At 40.0% G+C, this 17,581-nt stretch carries 12 protein-coding genes; 2 read left to right on the top strand and 10 right to left on the bottom strand.

Annotation, left to right across the window (positions count from 1 at the left end; all coding sequences use genetic code 11):
- Positions 1–371: 371 nt before the first annotated feature.
- Positions 372–1,133, top strand: coding sequence for an energy transducer TonB (locus KDU71_RS08080; protein ID WP_212189442.1), 762 nt, complete (start codon positions 372–374; stop codon positions 1,131–1,133).
- A gap of 57 nt (positions 1,134–1,190) precedes the next feature.
- Here KDU71_RS08080 and KDU71_RS08075 read toward each other — a convergent pair whose 3' ends face one another.
- Together KDU71_RS08075 and KDU71_RS08070 are read right to left on the bottom strand one after the other, a co-directional pair.
- On the bottom strand, positions 1,191–2,267 hold the full coding sequence (locus KDU71_RS08075; RefSeq protein ID WP_212189440.1) for a methyl-accepting chemotaxis protein: 1,077 nt from the start codon (positions 2,265–2,267) through the stop codon (positions 1,191–1,193).
- Positions 2,268–2,456: 189 nt separating this feature from the next.
- Complete coding sequence (locus KDU71_RS08070) at positions 2,457–3,764, bottom strand: hypothetical protein (RefSeq protein WP_212189438.1); 1,308 nt, start codon at positions 3,762–3,764, stop codon at positions 2,457–2,459.
- 93 nt (positions 3,765–3,857) lie between these two features.
- Here KDU71_RS08070 and KDU71_RS08065 point away from each other — a divergent pair, with 93 nt between their 5' ends.
- The gene (locus KDU71_RS08065; RefSeq protein ID WP_212189436.1) at positions 3,858–4,697 is read left to right on the top strand and encodes a myosin/kinesin family protein; all 840 of its coding nucleotides are present in this window, start codon (positions 3,858–3,860) and stop codon (positions 4,695–4,697) included.
- Positions 4,698–4,751: 54 nt separating this feature from the next.
- Here the strand turns inward: KDU71_RS08065 and KDU71_RS08060 are convergent, their stop codons facing one another.
- The 8 genes from KDU71_RS08060 to KDU71_RS08025 all read right to left on the bottom strand — a co-directional run bounded on the left by KDU71_RS08060 (position 4,752) and on the right by KDU71_RS08025 (position 17,525).
- Positions 4,752–5,555 (bottom strand): LytR/AlgR family response regulator transcription factor, encoded by an 804-nt coding sequence (locus KDU71_RS08060; RefSeq protein WP_212189434.1) that lies wholly within the window; start codon positions 5,553–5,555, stop codon positions 4,752–4,754.
- Between the two features lie 15 nt (positions 5,556–5,570).
- Complete coding sequence (locus KDU71_RS08055) at positions 5,571–6,533, bottom strand: sensor histidine kinase (protein ID WP_212189432.1); 963 nt, start codon at positions 6,531–6,533, stop codon at positions 5,571–5,573.
- Positions 6,534–6,709: 176 nt separating this feature from the next.
- The gene (locus KDU71_RS08050) at positions 6,710–8,071 is read right to left on the bottom strand and encodes a TolC family protein (RefSeq protein WP_212189430.1); all 1,362 of its coding nucleotides are present in this window, start codon (positions 8,069–8,071) and stop codon (positions 6,710–6,712) included.
- A gap of 106 nt (positions 8,072–8,177) precedes the next feature.
- A complete protein-coding gene (locus tag KDU71_RS08045; protein ID WP_212189428.1) occupies positions 8,178–11,249 on the bottom strand; it encodes an efflux RND transporter permease subunit in 3,072 nt (1,023 codons plus the stop codon).
- Between the two features lie 12 nt (positions 11,250–11,261).
- Positions 11,262–12,323 carry an efflux RND transporter periplasmic adaptor subunit gene (locus KDU71_RS08040; RefSeq protein ID WP_212189424.1) on the bottom strand — a complete coding sequence of 354 codons (1,062 nt, stop codon included), beginning with the start codon at positions 12,321–12,323 and terminating at the stop codon, positions 11,262–11,264.
- A gap of 214 nt (positions 12,324–12,537) precedes the next feature.
- Positions 12,538–13,119: a peptide deformylase gene (def, locus tag KDU71_RS08035; protein ID WP_212189422.1), complete on the bottom strand. Its 582-nt coding sequence runs from the start codon at positions 13,117–13,119 to the stop codon at positions 12,538–12,540.
- 124 nt (positions 13,120–13,243) lie between these two features.
- Entirely contained in the window at positions 13,244–16,594 is a 3,351-nt protein-coding gene (locus KDU71_RS08030; RefSeq protein ID WP_212189420.1) for a two-component regulator propeller domain-containing protein, read from the bottom strand.
- A 142-nt stretch (positions 16,595–16,736) separates the two neighbouring features.
- Positions 16,737–17,525 carry a PhzF family phenazine biosynthesis protein gene (locus KDU71_RS08025; RefSeq protein ID WP_212189418.1) on the bottom strand — a complete coding sequence of 263 codons (789 nt, stop codon included), beginning with the start codon at positions 17,523–17,525 and terminating at the stop codon, positions 16,737–16,739.
- Positions 17,526–17,581 lie beyond the last annotated feature (56 nt).

Below are 17,581 nucleotides of genomic sequence, written 5' to 3'. Positions count from 1 at the left end.
AGATTACATATGTATTGACCCGAGAACGAAAAATATTAATAGCTCCGCTGAAAAAGTGGCTTGAAAACTTGTATTTAATTAGAGTATATGAAAAGCAATTTCTTACTAGCAGTCCGAATTATTATATAAATGATTACCACTGCCCTTTGATTCTATTAGTGCTTGTGATTTTATAATGAATGCCGCTGCAATGAATTTAAAGCATATTAGTATCTTTTTGTCCGTTTTCGAACAATTTATATTCATATCCGCACTCTTTTACTCTTTTAATAATCATGCCAAACACAATTAAGGACTATCCCACTGTCATTTGTTAAATTTGGTGTAATAGTTGAGCTAGCCCTCACACTATTAACTTAATACTTAAAGCCATGAAAAAGATAGGAATAGGAATGGTGCTTATGCTTTTTACAATAAGCATAATTGCACAGGAAGAAGAGGCTATTAAACAGAAGTTTATAGAAGAAACACGCATTGAAGCACCTGTTTTCAGAGGTGACATGAGTAATAATGAAACAGAACGCCTAAGCCTTAATCAATATCTTCAAGACGAACTCAGCTACCTTTCTAACTATGATTACCTGGAAGACGAGGGCATCGTATCAGTCACTTTCACCATTGAAGCTGATGGTCAGGTCAACAATGCATTTGTAAGCAATTCGGTGGCTCCGGAACTTGACAACGCAGTACTTAATGCCATCAGCAACAGCAGTCAACTTTGGTTATCAGGAAAGATTAATGGAGAAGCAACCGCAATGGAGAAAACCGTATTTGTGAAATTTGACATCCCTGGCAATGCCAGTCATAACCAATTGGCCATTGATTACATGAACAAAGCTGTTACACAAGTATACGCCATTGAATACATTCAACACCTGCCACTTGCAAAAAACAAACAAGATCGAAAAACCAATCGTAAAGCCCGCTATGCACAAAACTGCCTTGCAAGAGCTGAGAAATTTAAACCTGATGACTTATCTATCACTTTCTGGCAAGCCAAGGTATGTGAAATACAGGGAAACAATGATTTAATGCGCCAGCACCTAAATAAATACCTCGAACTAGTGGCCTACAGGGAATTTGAAAATGATTTATTGATGAATCAGGATATGGCAGTTATTACAATCAAATAATATAGACAATTACAATGGCCAAAGATGTTGCTATATAATATCTTTGGCTATTTACATTTATGGCCTACCTGTTTTATAAAGCTCCATAGTAGCATCTAGTTCTGCAATGTATTGCGAGAAGGCATTGAAAGTCTGGTTAATATCAGTAACAGTTGAGTTTAGGCTTGTAATCACTTCAATCAGCTGATGTCCCTCGCCCAAATTGGCTTGCGAAGCCTGTTCAATGGTCGAAAAAACCTCCTGAAATTGCTGATTTTGCTTCAGGTTATCATTAAATTGTGTGGCAATAATAGCATTAATTGCTTCAGTTTGATGAAGTTCATCATTTAAAGCGGCGAATATACCTTCAACCTGTTGCACCGAGCCTGCAATATCCACAGACAGATTACGCACCTCATTGGCAACCACAGAAAAACTCCTACCGTGTACACCTGCCTTGGCCGCCTCAATACCTGCATTTAGTGCCAGGAGGTTGGTTTGAATGGCAATCTCCTTAATGAGCAAAACAATACGGTTAATCTCTTCAGCATGTTTAGCCAGCTTATTAGCAGAGGTTTCAAAGGATTGAATACTTTTGGAGGTAGTTTCGAGGTTACTGGTTGTACTACGCAACGATTGCCTACTGATAATTACCTTATCCTGAATGGTTTTAGAATGTTCATTGGCTGAATAAACAGACGAGGTTACCTGGTTTAAAATCGCATTAAGGCTATTAATCGATCCACTAACATCTTGCTTATTACCAACTATGCTGCGAGCCTTTCCTGAAATAACCTTCATTTCATCAACGAATTCATTCAAGCGCTGAATAGCCAGGTTAAATCCACTCGCAATATCACCTACTGCATCATCACTTTTGATATCAAGAAATTGAGATATATCGCGTTTGGAAATACTTTCGGCCACCGCTGACATTTTAAGCAATTGTCGTATTAAAATAATCTTCACAAACCAAAAGCTGACTATCCCTACTGTGATACCCGCCATTATGCAACCTACCAGAAAATAAGGGAATAACCCATCTTTCCATTCAACAAAAAAATTGGCATATACCGGGAAAATAAACCCCATGCCTATGCCAAATCCCATCATATACATAAAAAGCTTGCGCAGAATACTTTTATTTTTCTTCATAGGATTAGATTTTGGGCAACAATAAACGAATATGAATTATTATTAGCAAATTGTAATTCATACATCAAACTGCACTTATCTTCAAAACAATTCTTACTTATAATTTAACACTTACCATGACACATAAAACGAAAAACGCCAACTGGTATTATATCAGTTGGCGTTTTTCAATGCGTATTTTCTTCCTAATTAGTTCTTCACAATATATATACCAAAGGGGGTATCTTGGTTATAACCTTTATAGACACGATTATACTCAACCTGTGATACTGAAATTGCCTGCTCAACAAAAAACACTATCAACTTATCATCTTCAACTAAAATATATACCGGGTATCCTGGCAAATCAATAGTGCCCACATAGTTTCCACTACGATCGTATTTATAGAGTGCCTTACTATTAAATGGAGCGGTGAAAATATTGATAGAGTTAAAAGCAATGTCCTGACAATTTCCGAAATTACTATATACAGTATTGCTAACACCCGCTGGTTTCATCTTTCCATAAGGCTGGATATAAATATGGCCCGTAAAAGGATCTTCCTTTATGCAGCTATAGTTATACCCTTGTAGATAACTAGAGCTGTAATTATTGTAACCAATGTCGCCATACGAATCAGCATTATAAACATACAAGTAACTATAACTATCATCTTCATTAGCGATGAGTGCATTTTGCGATTCACTGTACTTCAAATATTGTTGATCATATGAACTATTAATCAAGTATGCCCCTGTCATATTGCGGTTAATCACCTCAATATAACTACCATAATCACACGAAGCGTATATTTTACCATCACCATTGCTTGCCAAACTATATAAGTATTGGTTATTCAATGGTAAACTACCTGTCTTTTTGAGTGATTTGGTATCATATATCCCAATTTCATTGGTATTATTCTCACCTAAATACAACTCTGTCAACCCATTGTATTTCCCAAAACACGGATATTGGAAATTATAATTAACCTCTTTTGTTCCTACAACAACATCACTCTCATAATTATAAAGCGTAAATTTGTTGCGACCGTCAATAAAGCCAACCAACATTTCATCCTTATTATGGATGACGCTCTTAGGGAAAAATGAAAAGGAAGGATAATTACCTATATTAATCGAATCAATGTTACTCTTATACGAACGCGTATAGTCAAAATCATTCCCACTCAATGCCTCTACCCAATAATAATTTGTTCCTAAGGCATTGGGGTTTTCATCAACAAATGTATGGTGAAAAAAATCTGTTCCACTATATATAAGTGAATTCTGGTAATAATTATTTTTATCTTTTGAACGATATACTCTGTACTCGCGGAAATTATTTATTTTGGCAAGTGTCCACTTTAATTGTACAGTACCATCATTTTCGGTGGCACTAATTCGCAAATTTTCACTTAATGCCGTATAATCATCACTATCTGATTCACAAGATGATAAGATGTTCATCAGAAAAACAAAAACGCCACAAATACTAACTATTTTAACTGTTTTCATAGATTAGGTTACTAAAAAGAATGTTTACTTTTGTAAAATTAGCAAAAAAATATTCATCTTAGCAGAAATTTATTAATAATAAAATCTAACCAAATGAAGCATCTGTTATTAACAGGAAGTATCTTACTATTTCTTTCAACACTTTCATTAGCTCAAACAGATACCACAAAATTTAACCTTACATCTAAAAGAGGCTTTTACTATTTCCCTGAAAAAGGTGACTGGTCGTTGAGTATCAATGCTAATCCGTTTTTAGAGTATTTTGGAAATATGATTGGTAATAAAACTGTAACCAACAATTACTCAAATGGCTATTATTCATACAATGTGGTAAATGATGCTCCAAAATTTGCCTTTACAGCCCAAAATCCAGGAACTATTTACTTTAAATTTTATACACGTGATGACAGGGCCTGGCGCGTAAAACTTCTGTTTGGCTATAGTAGCTCAAAAGATAAAGATGGTAGCGGAGAAGAAACTCCCAAAAATGTTTACCTGACTCAAAATGCCCTGGCAATTGGCTTATCTGTTGGACAAGAGTTTTATCGACCGATTAAAAGTCGTATCAGAGGGTATTATGGTTATGAAGCTGGTATATCATCAATGCCCTACAGCGGATACCTGCATAATAGCAATAATACGTACGTTACCGGAAACGTTGAATACGTTGATGAAACTATGCCCGAATTGGAATTTAAGGAAGAAGGTGGGCAGACACTCGGATTTAATGGAGCAGGCTTGATAGGGGTTGAGTGGTTTTTTGCCCCAAAAATTTCACTGGGTGGTGAATTTGGGTTAGGATTTAACTACAGCAAACAAAAAGAAAGAAAGTACACAACAGATGCAAATAAGATTATCGTCGATTCAGGTGGTAATAGCTTCACTTTTGAACCTTATGCCAGTGGCGATTTAATAGTGCACATTTATTTTTAATAAGATAAAAGGCTGTTTCGATTGAGACAGCCTTCTTTTGTATCTAATTAATAGTTAATGATTCATCCACTCCTTAAATGGACCGGCTTTAGCCCGACTAATCATTACCTTATCGTTAAGGCCATTAACCAGTTTCACTACCAGCTTACCACTAAAATAGCTTTCGAAGCGCTCAATAGCATCTACATTGATAATCGTTTGCCTGTTACTACGGAAAAACTTTTCCGGATCAAGCTCTTCTTCCAGCTTATCCAGTGACTGGTTAAGTATGTGTTGCTTACCTTCAAAAGTAACAGCAAACGTTACCCGGGCATCAAAATAAAAATAGGCCACATCTTCAACACCAAGCTTAAAAAAGGCATCACGTCTGGCAATTAAAAAGCGCTTGCGATAACCACCTTGTGTTTTCGCAATCGATCGGGCTAATTCGGTATAATCAATTACATCAGCTTGCTTCTTAGGGCTCTCCCCTTCATGCAAATTATTAATTACCTCAATGGCCTTTTCAAATTTGGTGATGGCTCGTTCCAACTCCTCTTCTTTTATAGGCTTCAATAAATAATCGATGCTGTTAAGATTAAAAGCTTTGAGAGCAAACTCATTATAGGCTGTAGTAAAAATGATGCCACTTTCCTCCACTTCAATCTGCTCAAAAATTGAAAAACAATTGCCATCGGCTAGTTCAATATCTAAGAAAATAATCTGCGGATGCTCATGTGTTTTAAGGTAATCAACGGTTTCACTCACACTTTGCAGCATGGCTTTTACTTTCCAGGAAGGACGAATCTCCGCAATCATATCCCGCAGCATTTCACCACTGTGTATTTCGTCCTCTACAATTATGATATTGATTTCCATTGCTTCTGCTTTAACTTATTGTTTGATTAGTGGTAATTCTACCCTAAACTCATTGCCATTTTTGATAATAACCACCTCTTTATTCGTCAATAACTTATACCTCTCGCGTAAATTACTTAATCCTGTATTTGTACTGTAGGTGGTTGTTTTGGCATTGATATTATTGGAGACCACTACCTTTCCATCTTTGGTATACATCTTCATTTTTAAGGGCGATGCTTTAGTGGCTACATTGTGCTTCACTGCATTTTCGAGCAGTAACTGCATACTTAAAGGAGGCAGGTGCCAGTTGTAATATTCTTCATCGAAATGATGCTCTACAACTAATCCTTCTTTTAAACGCTCCTGGTGCAGAGCTCCATATGCTTTCAGAAATTTCAACTCGTCAATTAGTTTGATAGAACGATGTTTATTACTCTCAAGTACATATCGGTACACGTCTGAAAAATTAATGGCAAAACGTATTGCTGCCTCCTTATCGTGCCTGATGATAGCAATAAGCGTACTCAGATTATTGAATAAAAAATGTGGATTAATCTGATCCTGCAAGGCCCGGTAATCCTGCTTAAGTTTATCCTGTTGCAAACGCTCCACCTCTAGCATAACTACACTTAAGCTCTGATGGTAATTATAAGCGAATAGCAGTACTACATAAATCGTTACAAACAATATAGCGATAATGAGGCTAACATTATAGGCTACTGGAGCCATGGGTTCGCCAGACTCAATCCAAGGTTTAAAATAGTGAGCCATCATGATGGCCAGTAAAAACCATATAATGGAAAAGCTTAATAAAAACAATACACGCCCACGCGTATGCGTATGCCAGGGATGTTTGCAGGCAATCAGCTTATTAAATGCAAATATCCCTTCGCTGATAAAAATGAATAGCCATAGCGAAAAAAGATAGCCCTTCCACTCAATAGGTTGGCCCGAATAGAAAATTGCCAATAAAACAGCATAAAAAACTGTTCCCATCAAACATTCAAATAGCAACCTGGTTTTATAATTAATAAATAAAATAGGTTTGCCCTTCAAAAACCGGTCGTAATAACAACTATCAAATGTTTTCATATCTATTCCCATACATGATGATAAAGGTAGTGACTCATCTCAACTTTTTAAAATGAGCCACTACAAATCGAGAAACACTATTAATTACTGTTTGTGTCTGCTTCTGTGTATAACTGACCAATTCCTTTATAATAAGCAGTTTTAGCCACCTCGTAGCTGGCCAGTGCATTTAATAGTTCAGCATTAGCACTCAACCAGGCTGCCTGCGAATTCAAAACATCGGTGGTGGTATTTAATCCGGCCTCAAAACTGGCTGTTACCTCTTCCAGCGACTCTTCAGATTCTTCTTTATTCTTTTTGGCGAGCATAATGGCCTCATAAGCTTCATTAACCCTTATGATGTACTGCTGTACCTCCAGCTGCACAAAATCCTTAGTTTCATCGAGCTGCAGGCGGGCCTGTTCAATTCGTAATTTGGCAGCATCTTTTTTGTGCTTCTTTTCGCGCCAGTGCACCAATGGTATGGACAATTGAGCAGAGGCCTGTGTCATGGTCTGTCCATCAACCAGGTTTGGAATATCCATGTAACCATAGCTGACCTGGGCACCTAACTGAGGCTTATAAGCACTCATATCTGACTTTTTTTGAAGCTCCGATAGCGTAACTTGTCCATCCAGCATTTTAAGTTCGTTACGGTTTACAAAAGCCAGGTCAACGCTGTTACTCATGGTAATGAGCTCTGGATTGAGGTTTAATGAATCAGTTACATCAATATTGGTATTCATATCAAGCCCAACAATCTGGCAAAGATTCATTTTCATCACTTTAAAAGCATTTTCAGCTTTCATCAGATTTAGCTGAGCCTCGTTTTTTTGTACAGTTACAATCAGCTGTTCACTCTTGGGAGTTAAGCCCAACTCATACATGTCTTTCATCTGTTGCTCCAATGAATCCAGCATTTCGTAGTACTTGTAGGCAACTGTCAGCTGTTCTTTAAAAGCCACCAGACTCCAATAGGTGTTATCTGTGTTAAAAATAACCTCATCAGTCTTTAGCTGATAGGCTTGCTCGGAAATTACAACACCCATATCAGCCATTTGGTTGGCATACCTGATTTGTCCGCCCAAATAGAGTGGCAGTTGCATTGCCACCTGACCGTTATAATATTGCATCTTTTCGGTGCCAATACTCATACCCGGGAAACCAACATTTTGGCCTGTTTGGTTACCCGCTGCATCCATCACTGGTAATTGAAAGCCTGGTATATTAATATCGTCCATACTAGGCAGATAGGTGGCAGTAGCCGTTCCGTCAATATTTGGCATATAGGCGGTACGTGCTTCTTTACGTTGTGATTCAGCTTCAAAGTGCTTTAACTTGGCTGCTTTAAGCGACTTATTGTAATCGAGTGCCATTTGACGACTCTCCTGCAATGAAACCTGTTGTTGAGCAACCCCTTTAATGCTTATGAACAAAGCTATGATGAATATATAGTGTTTCATACTGAAAGTTTTATAGTAGATGGTTAGTTCATTCTCTCTTTAAAAAGGAACCGGCTAACAAAGCAATGCCAACCAGCTCCTTTACCTAACCTATACATGAAAAAAATTATTCTTCTATCTCTTTTACAATTGTAGCATGTAACGATTTAGTATTGACCCTGTACATCACAGCATACAGCACGGGTATTACAACCAGAGTGATGATCGAACCTACCAGCAAACCAAACATAATGGCAATGGCCATAGTACGAAACATCGGGTCGAAGGCCAATGGCAACATACCCAAAATAGTGGTCAGTGAAGCCATCATTACTGGTCGCACTCTCGATAATGTCGAATCAATTATCGCTGTGAGCTTATCTTTTCCTTCGCCTACCTGCAGATTTATCTCATCGAGTAGTACCACCGCATTTTTAATCATCATACCCATTAAACCAAGGGTACCGATTATTGAAAAGAAGGTGAAATAAGTGCCGGTTACCAGGAAGCCTATAATCACTCCAATAAAGGCCAATGGCATAATTGAGAAAATGATGATGGGTTGTCGGAAATTATTAAATAAGCCTATGACAATGATGATCATTAACAGGATAGCCAGTGGTAGTTTCTCACCCAAACCTTCATTGGCCTCATTACTGCTCTTATATTCACCCAGCCACTCTAATTTGTAACCTTCGGGCAATGGAATGGCTTCAATTTTATCGCGCAAGGCTGTGAACAGTTCAGGTGGCGCAACACCCGTAATCGGGTCACACTGAGCAATTATCGCACGTTGATTATCGTAACGGCGAATCATACTGTTTTCCCATCGTACATCAATGGAATCAACCAACTGACTTAAAGCCACACTTTGTGGCAAACCCGACCATACGGGTACCGAAGCCAACTGATTAACGTCCTGTTCAATGGTTTTATCCAGCTTGAGCATAACTGGAAGCTGGTAATCACCATCGTAAAACAAGCCAACCGGCATACCACTTGATGCAATCGCCAGAGCATTGGCCACATCAGCTCTGTTCACCATCAGCTCGCGTGCCCGATCCTGTGAATAAACAGGCGCCAGCACCTTAATCTGGTTCTTCCAGTCGTTAGTTACAAAAACGGCCTTTGGCTCCTGACGCATCACCTCATTAGCCTGCTCTGCCAACTGACGCAACACTTCATCATCGGGACCGGTAAACTTAGCTTCAATTTTAAAATCACCTCCAACAGCAATATAGGTTCTTACCCTTGCAAAAGCTTCGGGATAATATTGATTGACATAGTTCTGAAGTTTTTCAATAGTTTGGTCAATCTGCTCCTTGTCCTTGATGGTGATAATCAGCTCACCATAGCTCAGGCTAAGTCCGTTCATGGGACGCATAAGTGTATAACGAGCCGGTGTGCTGCCCAATCCTGTTACAACCGAGCCGATGTTATCCCAATCAGCAATAGCCACCTGTATCTCATCCAGATCCTTTTCTACCTGGCTGATGTCTTTTCCCTCGGGCAAACGGTACTCAAGAATAAACTGGTCATACTCAGCACCAGGAAAGAAGTTTTGCTTCACAAAACCAAATGACCAGAATGACAACACCAATATTACGGTTGTTCCAATCACAAAGAAGGACTTATGCCAAAGTGCAAAACGTATAAATCGTCCGAAAACCTGGTAAAAACGACCGCCATAAGGATCGTGTTCTTCGTCATCAGCTCCTTTCTTTGAGCGTTTTTTATAAAAATACTCGGCATGAAATGGTGTTTGTACCATTGCCAGCACCCAACTTACGAACAAGGAGATAGCCAAAACATAAAACAATGGACGTAAAAACTCACCAGCGCCTGTACTATTGAAAGCCAGAGGCATAAAAGCCAGAATGGCCACCAGAGTAGCACCTAAAAGTGGTATAGCTGATTTTTTAGCCGTGTTTACAAAAGCTTTCTTGCGTTCCATGCCCTTATCCAGGTCAATCAGGATGCCATCAGCTATTACAATGGCATTATCCACCAGCATACCCATGGCAATGATAATAGCCGCCAATGATACGCGGTGCAGCTCTATATCAAACCCGGCCATAATAATAAATGTTGCCAGAATAGTAAACACCAGTCCACTGGCTATGAGCAAACCAGCGCGCATACCCATAGCCAGCAACAATACGACTATTACAATAATCACCGACTCAATCAGATTAACCATAAAATCGTCGATTGAGTCGCTCACATTATTGTGCTGATAAAACACCTTATGACACTCAATACCAACCGGCAATTTTTCCTGCAGTTCGGCTAAGCGTTTCTCAACAGCCTCACCAAGCACTATCACATTGCCACCCTTTTCCATGGAGATGGCCAAACTGATGGCTTCCCGTCCGTTGAATTTAAGCTTTTGAAGGGTTGGCTCATAAAATTCGCGCTCAACCTTAGCAATTTGGCCGAGACGGTAACGTCCGCCATTGGGAAGTTTCACCTCAAAATTGCGTATTTCGTCCAGGTTCTGGAACTTATTGCCTATGCTAATACGTATGCGCTCACTTCCAGTCACAAAGCTACCCGGATCAACAATGGCCCCCTGATCATTAAACGATTGAAAAATTAGCATGGGGTTAATACCCAGGGAGGCAAAATACTCGTTATCAAAACTGATATTCACCACCTCGGTGCGCTTACCAAATACTTCGATACGCTTAACGCCATCTACCAACATCAGCTCTTGTTTCACGTCATCAACGTAATTCTGAAACTCATGATACTCGTATCCATCATTGGAAATTGCTAAAAATATACCAGACACATCACCAAAATCATCATTGATAATTGGTTCGGATGCGTTCGCAGGCAAATTACCCTTTACATCACTTATTTTACGGCGAAGGTGATCCCATAACTGAGGCATTTCCGCGGTTTTTACTCCCGACTTAATATTGATGGTGATTTCAGACAATCCCGGTGTTGAACGCGATTCGAGGAAATCAATATTTTCGAGACGTTGGATCGCTTTCTCAAGCACATCAGTCACCTCCTGCTCCACTTCTTCGGCTGATGCACCCGGGTAACGGGTAATGACCACAGCTGCCTTCACAGGAATCTCCGGATCTTCGAGCTTCCCCATCGAATTGAAAGAATACAATCCGCCTATAATTAAGGCAATAAAGATGAAGCTCAAAAAAGCTTTTTGAGATAATATCTTATCTAACATATTGATTTAGGCTTATAAAAGGTTTGTATTCTCTAAAATTCGCACAGCCTGCGATTCGGTTAAACTATACACACCGGCTGTCACCACATATTCGTTTCCGGTGAGGCCGGAACTAACTGACAAATGGCCATTATTTTCCAGTTTATTGACTTTTACAGCCCTGCTTGATACTGTTGAGCTGGCCTCATCAAATACCCATACATAGGCTTTCTGCTCTTTGTAAAACACAGACTCCACTGGCACAACAACACCAGCCCTGTCAGCCGCCTTCAGTTGAATCCTAACCTTGGCCGACATGCCAGGCTTCAATCCGTTATCCAACTGATTGTTTACCATCAGACGCACATCAAACATATCATTCCCGTTGGCCTTCTCATTAACAGACAAGACATTAGCAGGCACATTATAAGCACCAGCATTGGCTACATCAATGGTAATTTGCGAAAAGCTTTTTGCTTTATTCACTTTACTTTCAGGCAGGCTGAATAGTACCTCGAGATGGCTCACATCCAATAAGGCATAAATAGGTTGCCCGGGAGCCACATTTTCAAAATTATTCGTTTGCTTACGATAGATATAGCCATTAAATGGTGCTTTTAACTCTGTATCAGCCAGTGCATTTTCGGCTGATTCATACGCACTCTTGGCTGCCAGGTAACCGGCTTCGAGTTTTTCCAGCGTGTTAATGGGTAGCTTATTCTTATTATAAAGTTCTTTGTAGCGGGTATATTCACCACTGGCCTGTTCGAATTGCGCTTTAGCCGATTGTAAACGGATTTTGTAGTCACGAGGATCAATGCGGGCTATCACCTGTTCTTTTGTCACATAATCACCCTCATCCACCAACATATTGTAGACTTGTCCGCCTACTTTAAATGCTACACTCACTTCCTTTTTTTCCTTTAGCTGTCCGTGGAATATAAGCTCCTCGGCACTTTGAGCCTTGCCCAGGCGCTCTACTTTAACATAGCGGCGTGTTGTTGCTGATTTGCTTTCATCTGATGAACTACAGCCAATAATCCCCATTCCGATTATTAGCATTGCAACCACCCCTTGTAACATCTGTTTAATCATGATAAAATCCTATTTGTTATCTTTTTCGTTTGAGAATAGTTAATTTCTATTGACAAAAATACCTCTGGAAAAAGGGCAGTAGGATGCTTTATGCACGAAGTTGCAATATTAGTGTACGAGGTGGTTGAGCTATTGCTCGAAGTACACAATAAGCTATTAAAAAAGGCCCTAATTATATTTAATTAAGACCTTTCAAATATGATTTCAGATAGCCCTATTTCGCAAATCGCATGCGGTAACGCGGCGCCACTTTGCCTTCTGCTATCTTGTTTAATTTACCTTTCAACAGTCGCTTTGAGATGCCAGAAAGATGATCGACGTATAAAATGCCTTCGGTATGATCATACTCATGCTGAATAACGCGGGCATTATAGCCGGTAAACGTTTTCTTTTGTTTATTGAAGTCACGATCATAATACTCAATCTCAATGGCCCAGGGACGTTCTACCTCACCACTCAGGTCGGGTAAACTCAGACAACCTTCATTGTCGGCCCATACCTCATCTGATTCACCTGTAATTTTAGCATTAATAAATACCTCTTTCACAGGTTGCTCATCTTCAAATAAATCTTCTTTATCATCTTCCTTCATCCCCTCATACACCTGCACTGTATCAACCGTAAACAGACGAATGGCTTTATTAACCTGAGGAGCAGCCAGCCCAACACCACCAGCCTCATACATGGTTTCCCACATATTGTCAATCAGTACCTGCAAGCCTTCATAATCCGCAGTAATTTCATCACACACTTTTCGGAGTACCTTGGTACCATATGCTGTTATCGCTAATGCCATTTATCTTCTTTTTTGTTTTCCGCTGCAAAAATAGTCTTTTTAGGGTAAACCAAAATCGAAGTGAAAAGTTTATTGCCTTAAAACGATGCGAGTTCACCGGTATTGTTTCATTAACAACAAACCATTAACGTTTACCTTTACGCACTGTGAACCAAAATTCAGAACCAATGCCTTCCTGGCTGTTAACACCAATAGTACCTCCGTTCTTTTCCGCAAACTCCTTACAGATAATAAGCCCCAGGCCTGTTCCTTTCTCGCCTTCCGTTCCTTCGGTCTTAAGTTTTTTGTCAATCCGAAACAGTTGCTGCTGGTTTTCTTCACTAATTCCCAAGCCTGTATCTTTGATACTTATCTTCCAAAAGCTATCATGCTCATGAATTGAATAGTGTATTTCACCACCGCTACCGGTAAACTTCACGGCATTGCCGGTAAGATTACGAATAATCGTATTGATTGTATTCCGGTCGCCCCTCGCTATCATTGAATCAGCTGCTTTATTTACCAGGCTGATAGATTTCCTGGTGGCTGCCGTTCGGTATAGGTTGATGTTTTCGGTTAGCAATGCTGAAACATCAAAATCCTCATCTTTAAAACAAATCTTGCCCCTTTGCGATCGCGACCAGGTTAGCAGATTTTCAAGCAGCTTATAAATGCTATGTACCGAGCTGTTAATGCGCTTTACCGCATGCCGCTTATCCTCTTCATCAGTTACTTCGTAATTTTCATCTAACATCTCACTGATCGACATCAGGCTGCTGAAAGGATTCTTCAAATCGTGCGATATAATGGAAAAAAACTTATCCTTGGTGGCATTCATCTGCTTCAGGTTTTCCTCGGATATATGCAGCTGCCGGTTGGCCTCAAGCACCTGTTCATTTTGCACCATCAAAAGTTTATTGGTCTTTATCTTGAGTAAGAAACGGTAGATGAAAATGACGAGCATCAATACAATCAACACCTCAATCAGCACAAACCAGATGGCCTGCCAGAATGGTGGACGAATGGTGATTTTCAGTTCTGCAGGATCTTGACTCCACACGCCATCGCTATTGGTGCTTAATACCTTAAACACATAGTCGCCCGGCTTTACATTGGCAAACGATACATAATTGCGATTGCCGGCCTTGGTCCATTTTTTATCGAGTGGAGACAACTGAAAAGCATATTGGGTTTTGTCCGAAAACAGATGGTTAAGCCCTGAATATTCCAAGGCAAAAAACCGTTGACTGTAATCAAGCACAATCTGGTCTGTATAACTTATATCGGCCGGCAAAACGTATTGGCTATCAACTTCTGCCACAGCATTACCATGCCTGTCAGTTCCGGCTAATGTTTTAACTTCATTTCCCAGCACCTCCAGGCGTGTAATAACCGGTTGAGCAACAAAAGAACTGGCAGTGAGTACTTCTGGTATCATCACATTTAGTCCGTATACACCCCCGAAATATAATTTGCCTGAACGGCCCTTGTGAAAGGCGCCACCATTAAACTCATTGCTTTGCAAACCATCACTCACGTCGTAGTTTTTACATTTAAGCGTTGAGGGATCGATGCAACAAATACCATGATTGGTACTCAACCACAACTGCCCGGTTTTATCTGGCAGAATACTGTAAATAACCTCATTGGGCAAACCGTCCTTCATACCCAATACCTTTACCTGTCCACTGTCCGGATTAAGAATATTCAATCCCTCATTAGTACCCACCCATATCAGTCCGTCACTGTCTTCATAAATACAAAATACAATATCATTACTTAGGCTTTGTCCCTCTCCCATTTCACTGGTATAATGCTCAAATACACCCGTCTCAGTATCCAGACGATTGAGGCCACCACCATAGGTACCAATCCAAAGCTTGCCCTGCTTATCTTCGATGATACTGGCATAAACAAAATTATTCGATATACTCTTAGGGTCACTGAGTTTATTTAAGTAACGCTTAAAACCTTGCGTTTTGCGGTCAAACAGATTCAGCCCATGTCTGGTACCCACCCACAAACGCTGCTGACTGTCTTCAAAAATGACACGCACTGAATTATCAGATATAGTATGCTCATCATCTTCATCACTTACATAGGCTTTAAAACCTCTGGTCGATGCATTAAAACGGTTTAATCCTCCACCATCAGTGCCAATCCATACCGTACCACGGCTGTCCTGATACACTTCACGTACTGTATTATTGCTTAATGAGCTAATGTCACCTGCTGTATGCGAATAAGTTTTAAACCGATCTGTTTTTGGACAATAACGACACACCCCTTTATCGTTGGTTCCTACCCAAAGGCAGCTATCAGCTGTTTCGAAAACAGACCAGACAAAATTGCTGGGCAGGCTATTGGTATTTAATGGATTATGCTTGATCAGATCAAACTTATTGGCCGAAGGCTGATAGATATTTATGCCTGCACCATAGGTACCTAACCAGATATTGCCATTTTGCTGGTCGGCATATAGGCAGTTAAAGGCATTCTGGCTTATACTTTCCTTATCGGTAGGGTTGTGAAGGCACCGCGTCACCTGAAGCTTTTTGTTGACAATAAACAGGCCATCGCCATGTGTGGCATACCATACTTTTTCGTTACTGTCAATCCACAACGACTTACTGGTGTGAATAGCCAGGCTTCGTGTAGTATTATATGTATCAACTAGTTTTTTCGTCCATCCCTTTTGAGGAAAGAATACCCATAATCCCCCAATGGCACTTATCCATAAACGTCCTTGCCCGTCTGCTTCCAGGTTATCAATGCCCTCAATAGCTTTTGATACCTTAAGCGATGCCGTAGCTCCTCCATCCAATTCGTATTTGAATACCCCAGTTGCAGTGGCATAATAGGCTACGTGCTGACTGATGGTAATATCCGTAATGTCAAAACCAGATAAACGCTTCAGCTTATTATCAGACGTCAACCGGAACAATCCATTACTTGCTCCGATGATTAAATCATCTTTATATAATTGGATGGCGTTAATAGATACTGGTTCATCAAAAAGTACGGCCTCACCGTTCATGACGTTGAATAGGCTCAAGCCCTTTTTAGTACCAATCACCACATTATTACCATGAATTTCAAGGCAGGTAATGGTATCGTTAACAATTAGTTCAGACTGCCCGGCTTTGTAATTGGTAAAAACTTCGGTAACCGGGTTAAAATTGGATATACCGTTACGTGAGGCAAACCACAGATTCCCATTGGCATCCTCAGCAATGTGCTCAATCCATTTGTAGCAGATACTATTGGGGTTTTTCACATCAGTGCGATAAATGGTGAAATGATAGCCATCGAATTTATTCAAGCCATCTTCAGTGCCAAACCACATAAAGCCTTTACTATCTTTATGAATGCAATAAACGGAGCTTAAAGATAAACCATCGTTTATGGTGATATTCTGGAAACGAATCGGGGAATCTTGCGCATGCACCAGCCGGCAGCATAACAGCAAAGATACTATCAATAGGAAGTTTTTCATTTTAACCGGGTTAGTTGCATAAAATTACTTAATGATATGCCATAAACCAAGTCAATAAATGGGAATTAAAAACTAAAATAGCGGATGAAGTTGTAGTTCCCAAATTATACGATACACTTTATTCAAAAATATTTACAAAGAATTATTCAACCCAGATATGCCCCACCATATAGGTGCGTGCTCTGCCACTTATCAAAACGCGTTCATCCAAGTCCTTACAATAAAGTATGCCCCTTCGTTCAGACACCTGAAAGGCTGTTAACTCCTTTTTATTGAGCTGCTGACTCCAGTAAGGTACTAAAGTACAATGCGCCGAACCTGTAACGGGATCTTCTAGTATGGTGGCCTGCGGAGTGAAAAAGCGTGACACAAAATCGCAGTTGCTACCTTTTGAGGTAGCAATTACTCCACCTGTCCCCAGGTTTATTCTATCAAAGGTATTACGGTCAATCTGCAGATTCATTACCATGCTTTCCGATGGATACACTAACACATAATCACGGGCTTTCAGCACGGCATCGGGTTGTATATTGATAGCTTCTTTTATAGCCTTTGGCAGTGTTTCTCTTTGCGCTGGCCGTGATGGAAAATCAAGGGTAAATACATCCCTGTCACACTTTACTTCCAGCTGGCCACTGATTGTCTCAAAAACCATGTTATTACAGGCATGTTCCAAATGAACTTTCAGCACATAAGCAGCAGCCAATGTAGCATGTCCGCACAAATCCATCTCAATATCAGGTGTAAACCAGCGCAAGTGGTACCTATCTTCTTTTTTAACAAAAAAGGCGGTTTCGGCCACGGCATTCTCCATAGCTATCTTCAGCAGTAGCTCGTCTGGTAGCCAATCTTCCAATGGCACCACACAAGCCGGGTTACCCCCAAACACTTTATCGGTAAATGCGTCAATCTGATAGATGGTTAACTTCATAACAATAGTTTCATTTTTTTCTAAAAAGTACATCCAACACCAATAGCCAGCTCAAC

Origin of the sequence: Carboxylicivirga sediminis, from assembly GCF_018156225.1 — a bacterium.
Taxonomy (GTDB): domain Bacteria; phylum Bacteroidota; class Bacteroidia; order Bacteroidales; family Marinilabiliaceae; genus Carboxylicivirga; species Carboxylicivirga sediminis.
This window is presented reverse-complemented; position numbering and strand designations above follow the sequence as displayed.